General features: G+C 65.2%; 21 protein-coding genes. 14 read left to right on the top strand and 7 right to left on the bottom strand.

Annotated elements, in window-relative coordinates; translation table 11 throughout:
* The 4 genes from FNJ47_RS17980 to FNJ47_RS17965 all read left to right on the top strand — a co-directional run.
* Positions 1-797: DegT/DnrJ/EryC1/StrS family aminotransferase (locus tag FNJ47_RS17980; protein WP_163155359.1), on the top strand; the 797-nt coding region annotated here is incomplete at its 5' end.
* A 42-nt stretch (positions 798-839) separates the two neighbouring features.
* Positions 840-2,369, top strand: coding sequence for a murein biosynthesis integral membrane protein MurJ (murJ, locus tag FNJ47_RS17975; protein WP_163155357.1), 1,530 nt, complete (start codon positions 840-842; stop codon positions 2,367-2,369).
* Between the two features lie 128 nt (positions 2,370-2,497).
* Positions 2,498-4,807: a xanthine dehydrogenase family protein molybdopterin-binding subunit gene (locus FNJ47_RS17970; RefSeq protein WP_163155355.1), complete on the top strand. Its 2,310-nt coding sequence runs from the start codon at positions 2,498-2,500 to the stop codon at positions 4,805-4,807.
* Positions 4,808-4,910: 103 nt separating this feature from the next.
* The gene (locus tag FNJ47_RS17965) at positions 4,911-5,357 is read left to right on the top strand and encodes a c-type cytochrome (RefSeq protein ID WP_163155353.1); all 447 of its coding nucleotides are present in this window, start codon (positions 4,911-4,913) and stop codon (positions 5,355-5,357) included.
* 100 nt (positions 5,358-5,457) lie between these two features.
* Here the strand turns inward: FNJ47_RS17965 and FNJ47_RS17960 are convergent, their stop codons facing one another.
* On the bottom strand, positions 5,458-5,880 hold the full coding sequence (locus tag FNJ47_RS17960; RefSeq protein WP_163155351.1) for a CHRD domain-containing protein: 423 nt from the start codon (positions 5,878-5,880) through the stop codon (positions 5,458-5,460).
* A gap of 167 nt (positions 5,881-6,047) precedes the next feature.
* Here FNJ47_RS17960 and FNJ47_RS17955 point away from each other — a divergent pair, with 167 nt between their 5' ends.
* Positions 6,048-6,986 carry a c-type cytochrome gene (locus tag FNJ47_RS17955; RefSeq protein WP_163155349.1) on the top strand — a complete coding sequence of 313 codons (939 nt, stop codon included), beginning with the start codon at positions 6,048-6,050 and terminating at the stop codon, positions 6,984-6,986.
* A 24-nt stretch (positions 6,987-7,010) separates the two neighbouring features.
* On the opposite strand, the gene FNJ47_RS50540 is transcribed toward FNJ47_RS17955, so the two are convergent.
* On the bottom strand, positions 7,011-8,060 hold the full coding sequence (locus FNJ47_RS50540) for a DoxX family membrane protein (RefSeq protein ID WP_206685326.1): 1,050 nt from the start codon (positions 8,058-8,060) through the stop codon (positions 7,011-7,013).
* Between the two features lie 125 nt (positions 8,061-8,185).
* Here FNJ47_RS50540 and FNJ47_RS17945 point away from each other — a divergent pair, with 125 nt between their 5' ends.
* Positions 8,186-8,791: a TetR/AcrR family transcriptional regulator gene (locus tag FNJ47_RS17945; protein ID WP_163155347.1), complete on the top strand. Its 606-nt coding sequence runs from the start codon at positions 8,186-8,188 to the stop codon at positions 8,789-8,791.
* A 41-nt stretch (positions 8,792-8,832) separates the two neighbouring features.
* Here the strand turns inward: FNJ47_RS17945 and FNJ47_RS17940 are convergent, their stop codons facing one another.
* Positions 8,833-9,078 carry an Lrp/AsnC ligand binding domain-containing protein gene (locus tag FNJ47_RS17940; RefSeq protein ID WP_016845986.1) on the bottom strand — a complete coding sequence of 82 codons (246 nt, stop codon included), beginning with the start codon at positions 9,076-9,078 and terminating at the stop codon, positions 8,833-8,835.
* A 183-nt stretch (positions 9,079-9,261) separates the two neighbouring features.
* On the opposite strand from FNJ47_RS17940, the gene thiD reads away from it, so the two are divergent.
* From thiD to FNJ47_RS17920, 4 genes are all read left to right on the top strand, one after another.
* Entirely contained in the window at positions 9,262-10,059 is a 798-nt protein-coding gene (gene thiD, locus FNJ47_RS17935; RefSeq protein ID WP_163155345.1) for a bifunctional hydroxymethylpyrimidine kinase/phosphomethylpyrimidine kinase, read from the top strand.
* A gap of 219 nt (positions 10,060-10,278) precedes the next feature.
* Positions 10,279-11,091 carry a UDP-2,3-diacylglucosamine diphosphatase gene (locus tag FNJ47_RS17930; protein WP_021078021.1) on the top strand — a complete coding sequence of 271 codons (813 nt, stop codon included), beginning with the start codon at positions 10,279-10,281 and terminating at the stop codon, positions 11,089-11,091.
* Positions 11,088-12,179 carry a glycosyltransferase family 4 protein gene (locus FNJ47_RS17925; RefSeq protein ID WP_163155343.1) on the top strand — a complete coding sequence of 364 codons (1,092 nt, stop codon included), beginning with the start codon at positions 11,088-11,090 and terminating at the stop codon, positions 12,177-12,179. The genes FNJ47_RS17930 and FNJ47_RS17925 overlap by 4 nt, the downstream gene beginning before the upstream one ends.
* A gap of 57 nt (positions 12,180-12,236) precedes the next feature.
* On the top strand, positions 12,237-13,226 hold the full coding sequence (locus tag FNJ47_RS17920) for a threonine/serine dehydratase family protein (protein ID WP_163155341.1): 990 nt from the start codon (positions 12,237-12,239) through the stop codon (positions 13,224-13,226).
* Positions 13,227-13,297: 71 nt separating this feature from the next.
* Here the strand turns inward: FNJ47_RS17920 and FNJ47_RS17915 are convergent, their stop codons facing one another.
* Both FNJ47_RS17915 and FNJ47_RS17910 read right to left on the bottom strand, forming a co-directional pair.
* Entirely contained in the window at positions 13,298-14,857 is a 1,560-nt protein-coding gene (locus tag FNJ47_RS17915) for a caspase family protein (protein ID WP_175068391.1), read from the bottom strand.
* A 133-nt stretch (positions 14,858-14,990) separates the two neighbouring features.
* Entirely contained in the window at positions 14,991-16,286 is a 1,296-nt protein-coding gene (locus tag FNJ47_RS17910) for a hypothetical protein (RefSeq protein ID WP_163155339.1), read from the bottom strand.
* A gap of 75 nt (positions 16,287-16,361) precedes the next feature.
* Between FNJ47_RS17910 and FNJ47_RS17905 the strand changes: the two genes are divergently transcribed.
* The gene (locus FNJ47_RS17905; protein ID WP_163155337.1) at positions 16,362-17,564 is read left to right on the top strand and encodes an MFS transporter; all 1,203 of its coding nucleotides are present in this window, start codon (positions 16,362-16,364) and stop codon (positions 17,562-17,564) included.
* Between the two features lie 25 nt (positions 17,565-17,589).
* On the opposite strand, the gene dgcA is transcribed toward FNJ47_RS17905, so the two are convergent.
* Positions 17,590-18,591: an N-acetyl-D-Glu racemase DgcA gene (gene dgcA, locus FNJ47_RS17900; protein ID WP_163155335.1), complete on the bottom strand. Its 1,002-nt coding sequence runs from the start codon at positions 18,589-18,591 to the stop codon at positions 17,590-17,592.
* A gap of 141 nt (positions 18,592-18,732) precedes the next feature.
* On the opposite strand from dgcA, the gene FNJ47_RS17895 reads away from it, so the two are divergent.
* From FNJ47_RS17895 to FNJ47_RS17885, 3 genes are all read left to right on the top strand, one after another.
* A complete protein-coding gene (locus tag FNJ47_RS17895; protein ID WP_163155333.1) occupies positions 18,733-19,866 on the top strand; it encodes an MlaE family lipid ABC transporter permease subunit in 1,134 nt (377 codons plus the stop codon).
* Positions 19,867-19,868: 2 nt separating this feature from the next.
* Positions 19,869-20,639, top strand: coding sequence for an ABC transporter ATP-binding protein (locus FNJ47_RS17890; RefSeq protein WP_074131927.1), 771 nt, complete (start codon positions 19,869-19,871; stop codon positions 20,637-20,639).
* Between the two features lie 120 nt (positions 20,640-20,759).
* Complete coding sequence (locus tag FNJ47_RS17885) at positions 20,760-21,635, top strand: MlaD family protein (RefSeq protein WP_163155331.1); 876 nt, start codon at positions 20,760-20,762, stop codon at positions 21,633-21,635.
* Between the two features lie 41 nt (positions 21,636-21,676).
* Here the strand turns inward: FNJ47_RS17885 and FNJ47_RS17880 are convergent, their stop codons facing one another.
* Positions 21,677-22,174: a hypothetical protein gene (locus FNJ47_RS17880; RefSeq protein ID WP_163155329.1), complete on the bottom strand. Its 498-nt coding sequence runs from the start codon at positions 22,172-22,174 to the stop codon at positions 21,677-21,679.
* Positions 22,175-22,268 lie beyond the last annotated feature (94 nt).

Below are 22,268 nucleotides of genomic sequence, written 5' to 3'. Positions count from 1 at the left end.
TCGACATCAATTCGCTCAAGCGCGGCGTTGCGACGGCGCGGGCGCGCGGGCTGAAGCCGGTGGCCGTGATCCCGGTCGATCTGTTCGGCCAGAGCGCCGATCACGATGCGATCGCCGCAGTCGCCGAGGCCGAGGGCCTGTTCGTGCTCGATGATGCCGCGCAGGGCTTCGGCGCAACCTACAAGAACCGCAAGCTCGGCACCTTCGGGCTCGCGACCGGGACCAGCTTCTTCCCGGCAAAGCCGCTCGGCTGCTTCGGCGACGGCGGCGCGATCTTCACCGATGACGAGGAGCTCGCACGCACGCTGCGCAGCATCCGCGTGCACGGCCAGGGCTCGGACAAGTACGACAACGTGCGGCTCGGCCTCACGGCGCGGCTCGACACCATGCAGGCGGCGATCCTGCTCGAGAAGCTGAAGATCTTCGACGACGAGATTGCCGCACGCAACAAGGTGGCGGAACGCTATTCGCGCGCGCTCGGCAACCTCGTCGCGGTGCCGCGCCTTGCTCCGGGCTGCACTTCGGTATGGGCGCAGTACACCATCCGTCTGTCCGAGGGCATCGATCGTGACGCCTTCGCGGCGGCGCTGAAGGCGCAGGGCGTGCCGACCATGATCTACTATCCGAAGTCGGTCCATCAGCAGACTGCCTACAGCCACTATCCGGTTGCCGACGGCGGCCTGCCGGTCAGCGAGCGGCTGTCGAAGGACGTCATCGCCCTGCCGATGCACCCCTATCTCGACGAGGCGGCGCAGGACCGCGTCATCGCGGCTGTGCGCAGCGCGCTTACAGCCTGAGACGTCATTTTGACCTAGGGTGATGATGCGCTAGAAGCAGCCATGCTTGGGCGCATCTTCACTGTCGGCGGCTATACCCTGCTATCGCGGGTCACCGGGTTCGCGCGCGACATCATGCTCGCGGCGATCCTCGGTGCCGGGCCGGTCGCCGACGCCTTCTTCGTGGCGCTGCGGCTGCCCAATCATTTCCGCGCGATCTTTGCCGAAGGCGCCTTCAACGCCGCCTTCGTGCCGGCCTATGCCCATGTCCATGGCGAGCGCGGTGAAGCGTCGGCGCGGCTGTTCGCCGACCGCATCTTCACGCTGCTGTTCGCCTCGCAGGTGATCCTGCTTGTGGTGGCGATGGCGTTCATGCCGCAGGCGATGAGCCTCCTTGCGCCGGGCTTCACCGAAGACGCCGCGCAGCGCAAGCTCGCGATCGAGCTGACGCGGATCACCTTTCCTTATCTGCTGCTGATCACGCTGGTGACGCTCTACGGCGGCATGCTCAACGTGATGCATCGCTTCGCCAGCGCCGCCGCAGCGCCGATCTTCCTCAACCTCGCCATGATGATGACGCTGGCGCTGGCAGCGTTCTTCCCGAGTGCCGGCCATGCTGCGGCCTGGGGCGTGCTGATCTCGGGCTTCCTGCAATTTGTCCTGCTCGCCGGCGACCTCGCGCGTCACGGCGGCCTGCCGCGATTCGCGCCCTTGAGGCTCGACGAGGACGTCCGTGCCTTCTTCCGCGCGCTGGGGCCGGCGACGCTCGGCTCGATGGGCACGCAGGTGGCGCTGTTTGCCGACACCATCATCGCGACCTTCCTGCCGGCCGGCGCGCTGTCGGCGCTGTATTATGCGGACCGCCTCAATCAATTGCCGATCGGCGTAATCGGGATCGCGATCGGCACCGTGCTGCTGCCGGAGATGTCGCGGCGCCTGACCGCTGACGATCACGCCGGCGCCATGGCCGCGCAGCGCCGCGCCTTCGATTTCACGCTGCTGTTCTCGGTCCCGTTCGTGGCGGCGTTCCTGACGGTTGCCGATCCGATCATGCGCGCGATGTTTGCCCGCGGCGCGTTCTCGAAGGCCGATGCCGCAAGTGCAGGCGCCACGCTCGCGGCCTATGCTGTCGGGCTCATTCCCTTCGTGATGATCCGCAGCGCGGTTGCGACCTTCTACGCCCGCAAGGACACCGCAACGCCGGTCAAGGCGGCGTTGACCGGGGTCGCGGTCAATGTCGCGCTGAAGATCGCGCTGGTCGGCACGCTGGCGCAGGTCGGGCTCGCGCTCGCGACCGCGGTCGGCGCCTGGGTCAATCTGTTGCTGGTGCTGATGTTCGCCATCCGCCGCGGCTATCTCGAACTCGATCGCGCGCTGATCCGCTCGTTCGGCACCTTCGCACTGTGCGGCTTGCTGCTCGCGATCGCATTGTGGCTGACCTCGCATTTCGCGGTGGTGTGGTTCGCCCCGATGCAGATCTTCCGCGACGAAATGATCCTGCTGCTGCTGATGGTGGTCGGCGTCTTCGTCTACGCCTTCCTGATCCTCACGCTGTTCGGACGCGGCTGGCTGTTCGCGCTCCGGCGCGTATAGTTTTACCTGTCAAATCAAATGCATAGGGGCCGACCGTGTGATAGCGCCACGTGCGGCGGAAAGCGGTTTGCGCTTCGCGGACAACCACGCCAATATGCGTACAAACAACCAAGGCAATTGGAGAGACGATGGCAGCTCCCATCAAGTTCGGCGTCGGACAAAGTGTGCGGCGCAAGGAGGATGACGCTCTGATTCGCGGCAAGGGCCGCTATACCGATGACGTCGCACCGTCTCCCGCATTGCACGCGCTGATGCTGCGCTCGCCGCATGCGCACGCGACCTACACCATCGACGCCGGCAAGGCCCGCGGCATGCCCGGCGTGGCGCTGATCCTGACTGCGGCCGATGTCGCCGAACTTGGCGGCCTGCCGTGCCTGTTCAATCTCGAAACCGATCCGTTCACCGCGCCGCCTTATCCGATCCTCGCCAAGGATGAAGTGCGTCATGTCGGCGACGCCGTCGCCTTCGTGGTCGCCGATACCGTCGATCACGCCCGTGATGCGATCGAGGCGATCGATGTCAAATGGACGCCGCTGCCGGCGGTGGCAGGTCTCGCCAATGCGGTGAAGAAGGACGCGCCGCAGGTCTGGCCGGACAAGCCCGGCAATCTGCTGTTCGACGTTTCGATCGGCGACAAGGGCGCCGCCGAGGCCGCGTTCGCCAAGGCCCATGCGGTGGCCGAAATCACCATCGTCAATCCGCGCGTCATCACCAATTTCATGGAGACACGCGCCGCGGTCGCCGAATACGACGCCAAGAAGGATCATCTGACGCTGACGATCGGCAGCCAGGGCAGCCACCGCCTGCGCGAGATCCTCTGCGACATGATCCTGAAGATGCCGAAGGAGAACATGCGGGTGATCTGCCCGGATGTCGGCGGCGGCTTCGGCACCAAGCTGTTTCCCTATCGCGAATATGCGCTGATCTCGGTCGCGGCGCGCAAGCTCAAGAAGTCCGTCAAGTGGACGGCCGAGCGCTCCGACCATTTCATGGGCGATGCGCAGGGCCGCGACAATCTCACCACCGCGAAGATGGCGCTCGCCGAGGACGGCAAATTCCTCGGCATGGATGTCGATCTGATGGGCGACATGGGCGCCTATCTCTCCACCTTCGCGCCCTATATCCCGCATGGCGGCGCCGGCATGCTGCCGGGCCTCTACGACATCCAGGCTTTCCATTGCCGCGTGCGTACCGTGTTCACCAACACGGTGCCGGTCGATGCCTATCGCGGGGCCGGCCGTCCGGAGGCCGCCTACGTCATCGAGCGGCTTGTGGATGCTGCCGCGCGAAAACTCGGCATGACGCCCGACGCCATCCGGCGGAAGAACTTCATCCCGCCGAAGTCGCTGCCCTACACGACCGCGACCGGCAAGGGCTACGACTCCGGTGACTTCGGCGCGCATATGAAGCGCGCGATGGAGATCGCCAACTGTAAGGAGTTTCCGAAGCGCGCCAAGGCCGCCAAGAAGGACGGCCTGGTACGGGGCATCGGCATGGCGAGTTATGTCGAGGTCTGCGGCACCATGGGCGAGGAGACCGCCAATGTGGCGCTCGATCCCAATGGCGACATCTCGATCCTGATCGGCACCCAGTCGAGCGGGCAGGGCCACCAGACCGCCTATGCGCAGATCGTCGCCGAGCAGTTCGGCGTGCCGCCGGAGCGCGTTCATGTGCTGCAGGGTGACACCGACAAGATCGTGACCGGCCTCGGCACCGGCGGCTCGGCATCGATCCCGTCCGGCGGCGTCAGCGTGCAGCGGGCGACGCATGAACTCGGCAACAAGCTGAAGGAGCTCGCCGCGCAGGCGCTGGAAGCCGGCGCCGGCGACCTCGAGATCGCTGACGGCCGCATCCGCATCGCCGGCACCGACCGCTCGGTCAGCTTTGCCGATCTCGCCAAGCGTCCCGGCGGCGATACCTCGAAGATGAATGCGAGCGCGACCTTCGCGAGCGCCGACGGCACCTATCCGAACGGAACGCATCTCGCCGAAGTCGAGATCGATCCCGCCACCGGCATCATCAAGATCGTCAACTACGTCATCGTCGACGATTTCGGTGTCACGCTCAATCCGCTGATGCTCGCGGGCCAGGTTCATGGCGGCGCGATGCAGGGCATCGGGCAGGCGCTGATGGAGCAGGCGGTGTACAGCCCGACCGACGGTCAGCTCGTCACCGGCACCTTCATGGACTATGCGATGCCGCGTGCCGCCGACGGTCCGTCCTTCGTGTTCGAGACCCACAACGTGCCGTGCGCGACCAATCCGCTCGGCGTCAAGGGCGCAGGCGAGGCCGGCGCGATCGGCTCGTGCCCGGCGATCGTCAACGCGATCGTCGAGGGGCTGCATCGCGAGTTCGGGATCGACCACATCGATATGCCGGCGACGCCGGAGCGGGTCTGGGTCGCGGTCCGTGAGGCGCAGCGCCGCCATAATCTCTGATAAATTGTCGCAGGCGGAATGAAGATTCCGTCTGCGGTGTTTGCAAACCAGACCGGCCGCGCACCTGCGGACCGGGACAGAGCGGAATTGAGGGGTTTTGTCGATGAAGCGGATTGTCGTCGTTGCTGCGATGCTTGCCTTGAGTGCCGGTGCGGTCGTAGCCGACCAGAATCAGGTCAAGCTGACCCAGGCCCAGATGAAGGAAACCGGCAAGAACGCCGGCGCGCTCGGCGCCATGATCAAGGGCGAGAAGCCCTATGACCAGGCAACCGTCGACGCCGCGCTGGCGAAGTTCGAAGACACCGCCAAGAAGCTGCCGACGCTGTTCCCGGAAAGCTCCAAGGGACTGAAGACGGATGGCGACTACTCGGCCGGACCGAAGATATGGGAAGACAAGGCCGGCTTCGAACAGCACATCGCGAGCTATGCCAAGTCCGTCACTGATGCCAAGGGCAAGATCAAGGATGTCGACACGCTGAAGGCGGAGCTGACTGTCATCGGCAAGCAGTGCGGCGGCTGCCACGAGACCTATCGCCTCAAGAAGGGCTGATCGGGCGAACGAGAAGGGCGGACGCTTTGAGGCGTCCGCCCTTTTTTGTGTCGGCCGTTTCTTGTTGGAGTGAACGTGCGAGGAATTCCTGCGTCAGGAATTACTTCGTGACCTGGCCGCGGATCTCGCCACCCGGGTTGGCCGCGGTGTGGACGTTGACGTAGTACTTGCCGGCGAGGAGGTCGGCGGCCTGCGCGTCGGTCAGCGTTGCGCTGCCTTCGGCCGGGCTCGACGTCGCGTTCGGGATCGCGACTGCGACACCGGAATTCTTGCCTGCCTCGGCCGGGCCGTGGAAATGCGCGGCAGTGGCGGGGCCCGAGAGGCCGGAATAGGTCAGTTTCCAGGTCAGCTTCTTGCTGGCGGCATCGTAGTCGATGTCGGCAGTGCCGGTGCCGGCGCTGGTGTTTGCGGGTACTTCGGACTTCCCGTCCAGCTTGGCGTGCAGCTTCTCGGCGAAGGCCGGACCGGCGAGGGCGATGGCGGCGCCGAGTGTCAGCGTGGCTAGCAAGGTCTTGTTTGGCATGGTTCTCCTCCCCTTTTGACGTCACAGGACGGTTGCAGTCTTCAACAGCCGCATCGGCGATTTATTCCCAAAATGATCGTGAGGTGCGGCAAATTTGATGAGAGCTTGTACGAGTACTTGTCATCATACTGGTTGATACGCTGAAGCGACCAATGACGGATCGGTGAATGTTGCGACGAATTCTTTTCCTGGCCGGCCTCGCCAGCCTGACCGCCTTCGGCGTGTTCTGGTGGCTGACGATCCCCGCGACCGTTGCTGCGAGCGCGTTGCCGGCCTATCAGCCCAATCTGGCCAACGGGCTCACAACGTTCAATGCCGGGGGATGTTCCTCCTGTCATGCCGTGCCGAAGCAGGATGACCGCACCAGGCTCGGCGGCGGGCTCGCGATACCTTCGCCGTTCGGCACCTTCTACGCGCCGAACATCTCGCCCGACCCCAACGACGGCATCGGCCGCTGGAGCGAGGCTGATTTCGTCACCGCGGTCATGAAGGGCACCTCGCCGTCGGGGACGCACTATTTTCCGGCGTTTCCCTATACGTCCTATCAGCACGCCAGGGTCAACGATGTGCGCGACCTGTTCGCCTATCTGAAGACCCTGCCGCCGGTCGCCGGCAAGGTGCGCGACCACGATGTGCCGTTTCCCTTTGGCATCAGGCGTAATGTCGGCGTCTGGAAATTCCTGTTCATGGACGGCAAGCCGTTCGTCGCCGATGCAAGCCGCTCGGCGCATTGGTATCGCGGCGCCTATCTCGTCAACAGCCTCGGCCATTGCGCCGAGTGTCACAGCCCGCGGAATTTCCTCGGCGGCATCGTCAGCTCGCAGCGCTTCGCGGGCGGCCCGAATCCGGAGGGCGAGGGCTGGGTGCCGAACATCACACCGAGGGGACTCTCGGACTGGAGCGTGAAGGATGTCGCCTATTTCCTCGAGAGCGGACAGACGCCGGACGGCGATAGCGCCGGCGGATCGATGGTGCGCGTGATCCGCAACACCTCGCAGCTCCCGCCGACCGATCGCGACGCGATCGCCGAGTACATCAAGTCGTTGCCGCCCGTCGAGGGACCGCCGAAGCCCGTGCGCAAGGCGGACAAGACTGATCCTTCCTGATTGCGCCGGGTGATGCGCGGCCTGCTATCCGCGCCACGCACTGGCAGCAATGACCATCAAGCCACCGGCAATCGCGAGGTCCTTGAAGAATAGCGTTCGTTCGGCCTTGTCGGCGAGGTCGAGGTGAAACCCGAACGCGGTCGCGAGACAAAACAGCGCCAGCGCGGCGGCAGCGAACGATGACTGCCAGCCGATCAGCAACGCCAAGCCTGCACCAAGCTCGAGCGCGATGACCAGCGGCAGCAGCAAGCCGGGAATATGGTGTGCCGCCATGTGGTCGAGGAACGGCTTCGGGCCAGCGATCTTGGCTGCACCGGCAAGGATGAACAGCAATGCGAGCAGGCTTCTTCCGGCAATCGAGACCATCGTGATCGGCATCGGGGGATCCTCCGGGCTGGTTATTGGCTGTTCCGAGCGTGGTTTTGGGCCTGTGAAGCGAACAGGACGGCGGACAGGATGAAGGCAAAGATGAAGAAGATCGTCCGTCCCAGGATCAGCGCCTTGGCCTGCCGCCACCGGCGTGACCGAAATCAGTATCCCGAAGGGGATGTAGCACCACAGCACTGCCGCGATGGTCCTGCCGAGCCTGCCGAACTGCAGGAAGCCGAACGAGAACAGCAAGGCTGCGAGATAGCTGGCGTGAAACTTGACCTGAGAGGCGACCATCTGAAACTCGCCGTCGCCCGGCGACAGCGGCAATCCGTTCTGGATCGCATGCACCATGGTCATGATGTGGTGGTTCTCGACGCAATCGAGGATAACCGTGAGCATCATGGACGCGAGCGCTGTGCCCAGCAGATAGGGGTCCAGGATCGGGCGCAGCCGGGCCGCCAGCACGATGAAAAATGCGCCGTAAAAGATCATGAAGAGGTTGTCGAGCCCGAGATTGAGCCGCAGGCCGAACGGCACCAGGGGGGTCTGCAGATACGCGCCATAGGCCTCGACGGAGCGGGCACTCTGGAAGACGTCCTGCGAACCCCTGGTGGTGAGGATGCCGACCACCATGATGGCGACAGTCAACGCCGCCAGCGTCGCCAGAATGGCGAGCGTACGGTCCAATGGACTGCTCTGCATGATATAGCTGCTCCTCGCGCGTCCGTCCGACACGCTGATTTACAAATACCGACTGCTATCTGAAAACAGATATCATTTGGTATCTGAAAATCAATCGATATTTGTAGATTCAGGAGCCCAATCCGTTGCCCAGGCTAAATCGCGAGGAAAGTCAGGCCCGTACGAAGAACCTCCTGATCGAGGCTGCGCGCGAGGAGATCATCAAGAAGGGGTTTGCGCAGGCCTCCGTGCGCGATATCGCCGACGCGGCCGGATTTTCGCAGGGCGCGTTCTATTCGAATTTTCCCGACAAGGAGGCGATCCTCCTGGAACTGGTGCAGCGGCACCAATCCGAAGAGCGAGCAAAAATCGAAAGCGTATTGGGACAGACGTCGAGCGAGCCTGCGAAGGTGATGGCGGGCCTCGAAAAATGGGCCGCCACCGCCAACTCGGATCCCGGGTTTGCCGTGCTGGCGATCGAGCTGCAATTGCAGGCGCTACGCAGTCCGACATTCGCGCAAGGCTATAACGAACTCAACCGCAAGCACCGCCGTGCCCTTGGCGTGCTGGTCTCGCGCCTGTTCGAGTTGCTCGGCAAGCAGGCACCGGCCGATCCCGTCGAGATCGCCACCGGCTTCATCGCGTTGGGCCGCGGCATGGCGCTCCTGTCGAGGGGCGGCGAAGTGAGTCGCAGCGGCCGGATCGTCGTCACGTTCCTCAAAGCGCTGATCGACTCCGCGCCGGCCGCCTAGCGGCGCGCGTCCCCAATTGGGCAGGGACGAAGATCGCTGCTCTACTTCGCGCCGAACGCCTTGAAGGTGATGATGGTGAGGGTGTCCTGGATGCCCGGGATCACCTGAACCTTCTCGTTGATGAAATGGCCGATGTCGGTGTCGTGGTCGACGTAGAACTTGACCAGGAGATCGTAATTGCCCGCGGTGGAATAGATCTCGGACGCAATCTCGGCTTCCGCCAGCGCGTTGGCGACGGTGTAGGACTGGCCGAGTTTGCATTTGATCTGGACGAAGAAAGGAACCATCAAAGTCGTCTCCGGGGATTTCCGCGACTATAGGCCCAAAACCGGCAGCCGACGCAAGGGGGCAAGAGGGGGCCAACTCGCGGTAAAGTCAGGCGAACTTGCCGCCGATGGGCGGCCGGGCTAGGACAGGCCTATGGTCTCAATCGTGACGGTCTCATTCCTGTCGATCGCCGGTGCTGCAAGGTGACGCCGGTTGCGCTCACCATTGCCGGCTCGGATTCCTCTGGAGGGGCGGGCATCCAGGCCGACCTCAAGAGCTTTGCCGCGCTCGGGGTCTATGGCGCCTCCGCCATCACCGCGCTGACCGCGCAGAACACCACCGGGGTCAGCGGCATCCATCCGGTGCCGGCGTCATTCGTCACTGCCCAGATCGATGCGGTGTTCTCCGACCTCAAGGTCGATGCGGTCAAGATCGGTATGGTGGCGCAGGCCGAGACGATCGCGGCGATCGCCGATGGGCTGAAGCGCTGGGCGCCGCGCAATATCGTGCTCGACCCGGTGATGGTCGCAACGTCGGGCGATCGGCTGCTTGCCGCCGAGGCCGTCGATGCGTTGGGGACCAAACTGTTTCCGCTGGCGTCGCTGATCACGCCGAACCTGCCGGAAGCGGCGGCGCTCTTGAACGAACCGGTTGCCTCGAACGAGGCCGACGTCGCGCGACAGGGCAGGCAGCTGCTCGCGATGGGATGTCGCGCGGTGCTGGTCAAGGGCGGTCACGGCCACGGCGCGGACAGCATCGATTATCTGATCGATGGCGAGCGCAGCATCGCGCTCGCGGCACCGCGCATCGCCACATCAAACACGCACGGCACCGGTTGCTCGCTGTCGTCGGCGATCGCAGCAGGGCTCGCGAAGGGCGAGGCGATGGAGACCGCCGTGCGCAACGCCAAGGCGTGGATCACCGCAGCGATCGCCGCCGCCGATCGCTTCACCGTCGGCCACGGTCATGGGCCAGTGCATCACTTCCACAAGTATTATTGAAAGCTCTGGGCTACGCACCTTGCGCGCTGTTCCGCCGCGATCTGCGTGCAACACAATCCCTGTTCCACACAGCCACAACTGACCATGTCGCCAGATTGTCGCACGCCGCTGTTATCCGCAGTGGAGGGGCGTACTGCTGATTCTCGTTAACTGTTTGTGGGGCCTTGGGTCGCGGGGATCGTCATCGCCTTGTCACAGGAATCTGTTAGGTGCAGAGGCATGGGAAGTGACTCCTTGAGTGAAGAAAGCCCCGAGCGGCGCTTTCGCACTTTGTTTATCTCCGATGTCCATCTCGGAGCCCGCGGTTCGCAAGCCGACCGCCTGCTGGACTTCCTCCGCTCTCACGATGCCGACACGATCTACCTCGTTGGTGATATCGTCGACGGCTGGGCGCTGAAGTCGAACTGGTACTGGCCGCAGACCCACAACGATTTCGTGCAGAAGATGCTGCGCAAGGCGCGCAAGGGCGCCAAGGTGATCTACGTCCCGGGCAACCACGACGAGTTCCTGCGCAAATATTACGGCACGCATTTCGGCGGCATCGATGTGGTGGAGAACACCGTCCACACCGGCGCCGACGGCAAGCGCTACCTCGTGATCCACGGCGACATCTTCGATCTCGTGGTGCAGAACGCGCGCTGGCTCGCCCATCTCGGCGACAAGGCCTACGACTTCGCGATCCAGATGAACAGGTTCGTCAACTTCTTCCGCAAGATGTTCGGCGTGCCGTATTGGTCGCTGTCGCAATGGGCCAAGCTGAAGGTCAAGAAGGCGGTGAACTACATCGGCGCGTTCGAGGCGACGCTTGCGGGCGAGGCGCGGCGTCACGGCTGCGACGGCGTGATCTGCGGCCACATCCACTATGCGACGATTCATGACGAGCACGGCATCCGCTACATGAATTGCGGCGACTGGGTGGAGAGCTGCACCGCGCTCGCCGAGCATGAGGACGGCAGCTTCGAGATCATCACCTGGACCGATCCGGTGCGCCGGATTGCGCCAGTTCCGCGAGTGACGGCACGCGCTGCATGACGCATATCCTGGTCGCGACCGATGCGTGGCATCCCCAGGTCAACGGGGTTGTCCGCACGCTGACCATGATGGCGCAGGCGGCAAAATCACTCGGCGTCGAAGTGAGCTTCCTGACGCCGGACGAGTTCCGCACCTTCGCGATGCCGAGCTATCGCGATCTCAGGCTGGCGCTGCCGTACCAGGCCAAGGTCGCAAGCCTGATCGAGGCGGCCAAGCCCGACAGCATCCACATCGCGACCGAAGGCCCGATCGGGCTTTCGGTCCGCCGTTATTGTCGCCGACACGGCCTGCCGTTCACGACGAGCTTCCACACCCGCTTTCCGGAATACGTCTCGGCACGGACGCCCGTCCCCGAGGCCTGGGTGTGGCGGGCGCTGCGCGGGTTCCATCGGCCGAGCCGGGCGGTGATGGCCGCCACTCCGGCGCTGGCGGCCGAGCTGCGCCAGCGCGGCTTCCGCAACGTGGTGCTGTGGTCGCGCGGCGTCGATACCGCGCTGTTCCATCCGCGCGATGTCGATCTCTGCCTGCCGCAGCCGGTCTACCTCAGCGTCGGCCGGGTGGCGGTGGAGAAGAATCTCGAGGCATTCCTCGATCTCGATCTGCCCGGCACCAAGGTCGTGGTCGGCGACGGACCGGCGCGGGCGGCGCTTGAGCGGAAATATCCGGAAGCCGTGTTCCTCGGCGCCCGTCATGGGGAAGAATTGGCTGAGATCTATGCCGCAGCCGATGTGTTCGTTTTCCCGAGCCGGACCGACACCTTCGGCCTTGTGCTGCTCGAGGCATTGGCGAGCGGCCTGCCGGTTGCCGCTTTTCCAGTCACCGGTCCCCGCGACGTGATCGGCTCTGCACCGGTCGGGGTTCTCGACGAGGATCTGCACCACGCCTGCCTCGAGGCGCTCAGCATCCCGCGGCAGGCCTGCGTCGAGTTCGCCGCGCTCCACACCTGGCAGGCGTCGGCCCGGGTGTTCATCGACCGCTGCATGAACGTTCGTCCCGCTGCGCCCGACGGCGAGGGGGAGACGATCGAATTCGGTGCCGAAGAGCACCATTTTGCCGTCTTGCCCGCCACCCAGCCGACCTCGCACTAGACAAACTCACGCTAAAGCGTCTTGCCGGGCTGCGCTCCGCCGCGATACAAACTGCGGATGACGGACACCACTTTAAATCCACCCGTCGCTGCCGCGGACATCGATGCCGCCGCAAGGGTGGTCGCGCCGTTCGCGGTGCGCACGCCGCTCCTGACCTTCCCCGTTCTCAACGAACGCGTCGGCACCAAGGTCTTTCTCAAGCCCGAGATGCTGCAGCGGACGGGATCGTTCAAGTTCCGCGGCGCCTTCAACAAGCTCGCCTCTATCCCGCAGGACAAGCGGAGCGGCGGCGTCGTCGCGTTCTCCTCAGGCAATCACGCCCAGGGTGTGGCCGCGGCGGCGAAGATCCTCAATATGCAGGCGACCATCGTGATGCCCGCGGACTCGCCGCTCACCAAGCGTGAGCGGACCAAGTCCTATGGCGCCGAGGTCGTGCTGTACGATCGCGATCGCGACGACCGTGCGGCGATCGCCAGCGGCATCGCCAGCAAGCGCGGCGCGACTTTGGTACCTCCCTATGACGATCCCCTGGTGATCGCGGGCCAGGGCACCGCCGGTCGCGAGATCGCCGAGGACATGGCGGCGCTCGGGCTCACGCCCGACATCGTCGTGGCGCCGGCCTCAGGCGGCGGATTGATCGCCGGCGTTGCCACCGCGGTGAAGGCGAAATATCCGCAGGCCCAGGTGATCGTCGCCGAGCCCGCGGGCTATGACGATCACGCATTGTCGCTCAGGGTCGGCCATCGCGAGGCGCATCCGGTCGCGGCGCGCACCATCTGCGATGCGCTGATGGCGATGATGCCGGGTGAGCTCACCTTTGCCATCAACAGCAAGCTGCTCGCGAATGGCGTCAGCGCCTCCGACGACGAGGTCGGTGCTGCCGTGGCCTTCGCCTATCGCGAGCTGAAGCTCGTGGTCGAGCCGGGCGGCGCGATCGGGCTCGCCGCGCTGCTGGCGGGGCGGATCGATGCCAAGGGCAAGAACGTCGTCATCGTGCTCTCGGGCGGCAATGTCGACGCCGACCTGTTCGCGAAGCTCGTCGCCTGACGCCAGCACTTTTTGAAAAGAAGCGGGGGCAGGGCGATGATCGCTCTGCCCCAGTTTCTTTCTGCTGCGGATCAGTGCCTGAAGCCGCCACCATGGCCGCCGCTCATTCCGCTGAAATGCGAACCTGATGAGCCGGAATGGAAGGCGGTCTGGCCGCCGCCTGATCTCATCCGGTTGACTGGCGTGCTCTGCCGCTCGGCGCGGACATGCTGCCTGCCGTTGCCCTTCATGATCGGGTTCGACGTAGTCTTGCCGGCATTCGCCGCAGGAAGGCTCGCGATCTTGCCTTTGCCGATTGAGTTCGTCATCCCGACCGGCTTCGCTCCGGGCGCGGGCATGGTCACGATCTTGCCGATCGCGCTTTGCGCGCCTGCATTGATCGGCTGGAGTGCCTGATGATTTGACAGCCGCGTGAACTGCATCAACGGCACGACTTTCGGCTGCGCCTGCAACTTCAAGGCCTGCTGCGCGTAGGGGCTGTTGCCGAAATTGTCGTGGAAGGTCTTGTAGGCGAACGGCGTGTTGGCAAGCGCCGCCTTGTGCCAGGCCGCGACCTGCAGCCAGTTCGTCAGCAGGAAGCGAATGCGGTCGCAGAGCGGATCGCGCGGGTAGAGCCGGATGAACTCCTCATAATAATCCGGCCGGCCTTCCGACAGCACGAAGTCATAGGCCTGCCGCACCGAGCGGTTCGGCAGGTTCGAGGCCATCCGCACGACCGCGCCGTTCGCGGGCGCACGGGCCGAGGCAGCGGCCGTATCGCCGAAGAAGTAGAAATCGGAGGTCAGCGACGAGCTTTCCCACGGCGTCTGGCGGCCGTCGGTCGTCGAGTTGACCTCGAGGCGAACACGCTTGAACAGCTGCTCGATCGGCAGATTGGGCTCGCGCGCCAGGCGCAGAAAGGCATTGGTGTAGGGGCTGTGGCCGTTGCTGCCGTCCTGCGCCTCCATGCCGGGCGCGGTCGAATAGCCGACGATCGAGCCGCTCGGCGCGTCGACGACGGCAAGGCCGCGGCCGGCATCGTTGACGTTCGGAAACGGGTTGTTGCGGCAGGCGTCGAGCACCACGATGCGCATCCGGCTCGGGATGTTCTCGAGCGTGCCCATCACGTCGACCAGGCGCACCGCATTGCCGTCGAGGTCGGACGGCTTTGCGATCTTCGCGTCGACCGGAATCAGATAGTTCTCGCCGGCGAGCTGCACGCCGTGGCCGGCGTAATAGATCATCGCGACCGTGTTGGGGCCGCGTGCGGCGACCTTGTCGGAGAAGTCCTGCAGCACTCTCATCATGTCGCGCTGCCTGAGGTCGGTTGCGGAGATCACCTCGAAGCCGGCCGAGTTCAACAACTCGGCCATCGATTGCGCATCGTTGTCGGGATTGGCGAGCTTCGGTGCGCTCTCATAGTTCGCATTGCCGATCACGAGCGCAACGCGCTGCTCGGGGCCGCGCAACGTGCCCAGTGTCGCCGCAGCAGACGTCGCCGGCGAAGCGGCTTGATCGGCGGATTGTGCCGGCGTCTGCGCTGCGTTGCCGACGGTGATGTTGCCGGTCTCGGCAAATCCAGTGCCGGGCGCACCGAGGCTCAACAGGCCGAGCAATGCGGCCGATATCATCATGGATTTCAGGCGGGCCATGGCGCGCTCCCAGGCTGACCCGGTGCAGGACCGGTCAGGGGAGGCTACGCGCAGATGCGGCCGCGGTACGTGAGCTGGGTCACGGAGCGCTCGGCGCATACCACTTGTCGTGCGCGGGCCTTGAAGACGGCCGTTACGAGAAGAATGCGATCTTCTCGGCCTGGCTCATGCGGCGGATCGGCGCGAGCGGGTCGTTGGCCGCGACGCTCGGCTTCTTCAGGAGGCCGCTGGCGATGATGGTCGAGCCGAGCGAGACTTCTGCTGCGGGAGCAGGGGCCGCCTCAACGGCCGGCGGGAGAGGCGCCGGTGCCGGGGCCGGCGCTTCGGCAACCGCTGTAGTCTCGGCAATCGGCGCTGCCGCAGCGAGCATTGGCTGCTCGACCTTGATCTCCACCTTCAGCTCGGGCGCCGGCGTCGGCTCGGGCTGAATTGCGGGTGCAACCATTTCGGGTTCGGCCGCCATCGCCTCGGCAACACGCATCTCCTCGGCGGCGCGCATCTCTTCTGCGATCGCCTCTTCGTCGATCGGATCGGGCGCGCCCATCTCCATCGCGATGAGGTCGAGCACTGCCTCGTCCTGGGCGTCGGCGGTCGCCTCGTCGGTGACGCGGGCAAGCTCTGCGGCTTCGGCCTCGGCCAGTGCGGCTTCAGCCTTGATCCATGCTTCGCTCGGTTCCGGCATTGCGGCCGGAGCAGGTTCAGCAGGCGGCGTCGCAGCGGCCTGCTTGGGTGGCGCTGACGGCGTAGCCGCGATCGTGGCATCGGGGGCCGCGCTTTCGGCCGGAGCGTTTTCAGCCGCCTGTGGCGGCGAGGGGGCTGCTGCGGGTGGTTCCGCAACCGGAGCCTCGGCCACATCGGGTGCGGCCGCGGGCGTGGCCTTGTCCGGATCGAACTCGCTGAGCCGGCGGGCGAGCGCCGCGAAGCCGGCATCCAGCACGGCCTTGGCGTCGTCCATCGAGACCTGCGCGGCGCCGGCCTCGATGGCGCTGGCCTGCGAATCGATGATGTCGCAGATCCGGCCGTCATTGCCGATCTCGCGCAGCCGCCAGGAGATTTCCCGAATCACCCGCACGCCCTTGCGCACCGGCGCGAGGGTCTGCTCGAAGCTGAGGTTGTCGAGCGAGGCGATGGCGGACGCCTGGGCGGCTTCGATCGCGCCACGGAGGGCGGCCAGCGCCTGGGCCAGCTGCTCGTCCCTGATGGCCGCTGCGGCAGCCTGCCGCTGCGCGCTGAGGCTCTCCTCGATCCGCGCCACGGCGTCGAGCACCATGCGGGTGTCGGCATTGCGGTTGCGCTTGGCGTATTCGCCGAGGAACCAGCGGCCGCGCGAGGTTTCCATGAAAGCCGCGCTGATCGCAGCATAGTCCTCCTCGCTCGGCAGGGCCGCGCGGGCGGATATCGGCGACAGGGCGAATGCTTCTTCGGCCATCACAATCTCTCCGCGCAAATCACTGCGCGTTACGCTAACGATCACCACGATATCGCGCGAATCGCAATTGAATTGATGTCTTCCGAATCACAAATCCCCATTGCAGCAAAAGTCGCATCGCGGCGATTCGCGCGCAGCCTCGCGGCATTCTATGCCACGCTGTTCGGCGTGACCGGGGTCCATCTGCCGTTCTTCACGGTGTGGCTGAAGGCGATCGGCATCGATGCCACCTGGATCGGCATCATCACCGCGGTGCCGCCTGTGACGCGCTTCACCGTGCTGCCGCTGGTCACCGCCGCGGCGGAGCACCGCCAGATGCTGCGTGGCGCGATCGTTGCCACCAGCTTTGCCACGGCGCTCGGCTTTGTCCTGATCGGCGCCCAGCACCAGCCGTTCCTGGTGCTTGCGGTCTATGCGCTGACCTGCTGCGTCTGGACGCCGACGATCCCGCTCACCGACGCCTATGCGCTGCGCGGCGTCAGGCAATACGGCCTCAGCTACGGACCGCTGCGGCTCTGGGGCTCGGCCGCGTTCGCGGTCTGCGCACTCGTCTGCGGATTCTCGCTCCGTTATGTCGCGGAGGTCGATCTGGTCTGGATCATCACCACCATGATGGTGATGAGTGCGGTGGTCGCGCTGATGCTGCGGCCGCTCGGCCGTCCGGCGGGCAACGCGGCGTCGGCCGGTGGTGCACGAAAGCTGCTGCGCGATCCTGCCTTCCTCGCCATCATCGTGTCCTCGGCGCTGATCCAGGGCAGCCACGGCGCCTACTACATCTTTGCATCGATTGCCTGGCGGCAGGCCGGTTTCAGCGGCCTGACGATCGCTTGCCTCTGGGTGCTCGGCGTCATCGCCGAGATCGTGCTGTTTGCGCTGTCGCCGCGCTTCACGCTACGGTCGACGACGCTGGTGATGATCGCGGCCGCCAGCGCCGTGGCGCGCTGGGCGATCACCGCGCAGGACCCGCCGCTTGCAGTGCTTGCCGCGGTCCAGCTCGGACACGGGCTGAGCTTCGGCCTGACGCAGGTCGGGATCATGGGTCTGATGGTGCATCACGTGCCGGTTCATGTGATGGCGCGCGCGCAGGGCTATCTCACCGCCTGCGGCGGCATCGTCGCGAGCACCACGGCGATCGTCAGCGGCATGGTCTATGCGCGCTTCGGCCTCGGCGTCTACGACATGATGGCCGCGATGGCGGCCATCGGCGGGCTCGTGATGTGGTTGTCGCGCAGGCGCTTCATAGCGCTTTCAAGCGAAGTGGGCACCGGTTCGCGCTAAGAAAACGTGTCAACAAGAGAGCCCATTATCCCCAGAGCGCGGCGTCGGGCGGATAGACCAGGCTGCCCTCATAGCGCAGGCCTTGCTCGCGGTCCCTGGCCAGCAGCAGCGGGCCGTCGAGATCGACGAAGCGCGCGGCTTGCGCGATCAGCATCGCCGGCGCCATCGCAAGCGAGGTCGCGACCATGCAGCCGATCATGATCTCGAAGCCGAGCGCGTGGGCCGCATCCGCCATCGCGAGCGCTTCGGTCAGTCCGCCAGTCTTGTCGAGCTTGATGTTGACGGCGTCGTAGCGGCCGCGCAGGCCCTGGAGCGAGGCGCGGTCATGCACGCTCTCGTCGGCGCAGACCGCAACCGGGCGCTTGATCCGCGCCAACGCTTCGTCCTTGCCCGCCGGCAGCGGCTGCTCGATCAGCGTCACGCCGGCATCGGCGCAAGCCGCGAGGTTGGCGGCGAGATTGTGTTCGGTCCAGGCCTCATTGGCGTCGACGATCAGCTCGGATGCGGGTGCCGCCTTGCGCACGGCGGCGATCCGCGCGCCGTCGCCATCGCCGCCTAGCTTGATCTTGAGCAGCGCGCGATGGGAGGCCTTGGCGGTGGCCTCCGCCATCGCCTCTGGCGTGCCGAGCGAGATCGTATAGGCGGTGGTGCGGGGTTCCGGCGCGGGCCGGCCGAGCAGGTTCCAGATCCGCGTACCGGCGCGCTTGGCCTCGAGGTCGGCCAGCGCGCAGTCCAGCGCATTGCGGGCGGCGCCGGCGGGCATCCGGGCCTGCAAGGCGATCCGGTCCATACCGCCAGCGAGCGGCCCCTGCATTGCCTGGATCGCCCGCAGCGTCGCCTCGGGTGTTTCGCCATAGCGCGGGTAGGGCACGCATTCACCGCGGCCAATGAGGCCGCCCTGGCTCACCTCGGCGACCACGACGACGGCCTCGGTCTTGGCGCCACGGCTGATCGTAAAGGTCCCCGCGATCGGCCAGCGCTCGAGCCGACCGGTCAGGGAAATCGCTCCGGGTGGGGTGGAAGTCATTTTAAAGTCTACTATTTCCTGAACCGTAGCTTGCGACGCGCAACCAACTATGGCTGGTTAGTGACAGATTCGACAAGCCGATCCGGCGTCGCCGGAGATCTGCGTGAGCGGCGGCCAGCCGGCTTGAGGGGTAGGCAAAAGGTGAGCGGCGACCCGACACTGGAGCGGATAGCCCAAGGCGAAGGACTGGCGTTGTGCGCTGCGGGCAACTGGACGGCCCGCTTTGCACCCGCGCTCGAGCGGATCGTCTCCGACGCCGAGAAGCTGCGCGGCAGCCGTCCTCACATCTTAATCGACGTGTCGCAGGTCGCGAGCCTCGACACGTTCGGCGCTTGGCTGATCGAGCGGCTGCGCCGCAGCCTCAGCGATGCCAGCGCGGAAGCCGAGATCGCGGGCCTCTCCGCCAATTATTCCAGCCTGGTCGACGAGGTCCGCCGTGTCGGCCCTGCGCCCAAGGCCGCGAGCGAACCGCTGTTGATATCGGTCATGCTCGAGCAGATCGGGCGCACCGTGGCCGGGATCAGCGGCACCATCATCGGCCTCGTAGATATGCTCGGCGCCGTGCTGGCCGCGGCCGCCAAGGTGCTGATCCATCCGCGCAGCTTCCGCTTCACCTCGACGGTGCATCACCTCGAGCAGGTCTGCTTGCGCGCGGTGCCGATCGTGGTGCTGATCACCTTCCTGATCGGCTGCATCATCTCGCAGCAGGGCATCTTCCACTTCCGCAGGTTCGGCGCTGACATCTTCGTCGTCGACATGCTGGGCGTGCTGGTGCTGCGCGAGATCGGCGTGCTCCTGGTCGCGATCATGGTCGCGGGCCGCTCCGGTTCGGCCTATACCGCCGAGCTCGGCTCCATGAAGATGCGCGAGGAGATCGACGCGCTACGCACCATGGGGTTCGATCCGATCGAGGTCTTGATCCTGCCGCGCATGCTGGCGCTGGTGCTGGCGCTGCCGATCCTGGCCTTCCTCGGCGCGATGGCCGCGCTTTATGGCGGCGGCCTGGTGGCGTGGCTCTATGGCGGCGTCGATCCGGAGGCCTTCCTGCTCCGCCTTCGTGATGCCATATCGATCGACCATTTCATCGTCGGCATGGTCAAGGCGCCCGTGATGGCGGCGGTAATCGGCATCGTCGCCTGCGTCGAAGGGCTGGCGGTACAGGGTTCGGCGGAATCGCTCGGACAGCACACCACCGCATCGGTGGTGAAAGGAATATTCTTCGTGATCGTGATGGACGGCGTGTTCGCGATCTTCTTCGCCTCGATCGGGATGTGATCATGGCGGAGCAGGACATCGACGCCATTATCCGGGTCCGCGACGTCACCGTGCAATTCGGCACCACGCGCGTGCTCGACGGCCTCGACCTCGACGTCAAGCGCGGCGAGATCCTCGGCTTCGTCGGCCCCTCGGGTGCCGGCAAGTCGGTGCTGACGCGCACCATCATCGGCCTGGTGCCGAAGGTTTCCGGCCGCATCGAAGTGTTCGGCGTCGATCTCGACGCCGCGAGTTCGTCGCAGCGCCGCGCCGTCGAGCGGCGCTGGGGCATCCTGTTCCAGCAGGGCGCGCTGTTCTCCTCGCTCACGGTGCGCCAGAACATCCAGTTTCCGGCGCGCGAATATCTGCGCGTCTCGCAGCGGCTGCTCGACGAGATCATGGTGGCGAAACTCGTGATGGTCGGCCTCAAGCCCGAAGTCGCCGATCGCTATCCGTCGGAATTGTCCGGCGGCATGATCAAGCGCGTCGCGCTGGCGCGCGCACTCGCGCTCGATCCCGAGCTCGTGTTTCTCGACGAGCCGACCTCGGGCCTCGATCCGATCGGCGCCGGCGATTTCGACGAGCTGGTGCGCACCCTGCAGCGCACTTTGGGGCTGACCGTTTTCATGGTAACCCACGATCTCGACAGTCTTTACACCGCGTGCGACCGTATCGCCGTTTTAGGGAACGGTAAGATCATTGCTGCAGGATCGATCGCCGACATGAAGGCATCGCAGCATCCCTGGCTGCAGCAATATTTCAACGGCAAGCGCGCCCGTGCCGTTGTGGCCTAGCCCATGATCCCGAAACGAGGAGACCGGTTTTCGGACGAGATCATGCGCCAACAGGAAATTCGACGGGCTCGAGCGCAGGCCGACTGCGCGAGGGCCCAGAGTGATGAACGCGAGTAGCTGATGGAAACGCGGGCGAACTACGTCTTGATCGGGGCTTTCACGCTGGCGGTGATCGCTGCGGCGTTCGGCTTCGTGCTGTGGTTCCAGAGCCTGCACACCACCAAGCAGCGCAGCCCCTTGCGGGTGATCTTCGAGGGGCCGGCATCGGGCCTGCGCAACGGCGGCAACGTCAATTTCAACGGTATTCGGATAGGGGAGGTGGTTTCGGTCAAGCTCGACAACCCGCGGCGGGTGGTCGCGCTGGCGATGATCGAGAACAACGCACCGCTGCGCAAGGACACCCTGGTCGGCCTCGAATTCCAGGGCCTCACCGGCGTCGCCGCGATCTCGCTGAAGGGCGGCGAGGAGGCCGCCCCGCCGGTGCCGCTGGATGAAGACGGCATCCCGGTTCTGACCGCCGACCCCAACGCGCTGCAGGACGTCACCGAGGCGATCCGCGCCACCCTGCAGAACGTCAACCGCATCGTCGCCGACAATCAGCAGTCGGTGAAGAACTCGCTGAAGAATCTCGAGGTCTTCACCCAGGCGCTGGCGCGCAATTCCGAGAAGATCGACAACGTCATGCTCAAGGTCGACGGCGTGATGGGCAAGGCCGACAATCTGATGCTGGGCCTCAACGCGGTCGCCGGCGGCAACAACGGCAGCGAGCTGAACCTGATGGTGAAGTCGATCCGCGAGCTCGCCGATAACGTCGACAAGCGGTCCAATCTCCTGATCAACGACGGCCGCCGCACCCTGTCCGACATCAGCCGCGCGGTGAACAATTTCGACCGCAACCCGAGCCGGGTGATCTTCGGCGGCAGCAACAACGCCGCACCCGAGCCGGCGCCGGCTCCCGCGGCTGCACCGGCGAGCCCGCGGCGACGGCAGCAGTAGGCTGCGCAGCTTCCTCTCGGTTCAGACGACCGTCGTATCTCTTACTGAGGCACGGCCTGAGACGGCTCGAGTGCTTCAGGTGCGAAGCGGCGATAGCGGTCATTTGGATCGGTCTGCTCCGAGCGGATCCTCAAGCTGCGAACCTGATGGGGATTGGATGCGGGACTGACGAGGCCCGGCGTCGCCGACCATGCGCGGCCGGTTGCATCGTGGGTCGCATCGTGCTCCGGCCTGACGGGCGTCGTTCGAACGGCATGCGCATCGGCCGCAGGCTCGCTTGCCGTCGTTGTTGTCGGCCACTCGCGGCCGGCAGCGTCGCGGTGCTCGTCGGGCAGTCTTGGCCTTACCGTCAATACGTGCAGGCGGTTGTACTTTGGAGGTGTCGTCGATGGATCACCGCGGTCGTCAGCGGACTGTGGCGCTATTCTGATGGTCCGGATTTTGGACGGCTCGATTGGATCCGCCGTCGCAACCGCCGCCAACCCGATTGTTCCGAGCACCGTCAGCGCGACGACGGGACGCCAGCCTGCGCGTAACATCTGAACCCTCCCAGCTCGTCTCGCGCAACTTTAGTCTGGCGTCGGTCAAAAGCAAAACGGAGGCATCGCTGCCTCCGTTTCTTGTGTCGTGATC

It is taken from the genome of Bradyrhizobium uaiense, assembly GCF_010811875.1.
Taxonomy (GTDB): domain Bacteria; phylum Pseudomonadota; class Alphaproteobacteria; order Rhizobiales; family Xanthobacteraceae; genus Bradyrhizobium; species Bradyrhizobium uaiense.
Note: the sequence above shows the minus strand (reverse complement) of the source record. Positions and strands in the feature narration are given on the sequence as shown.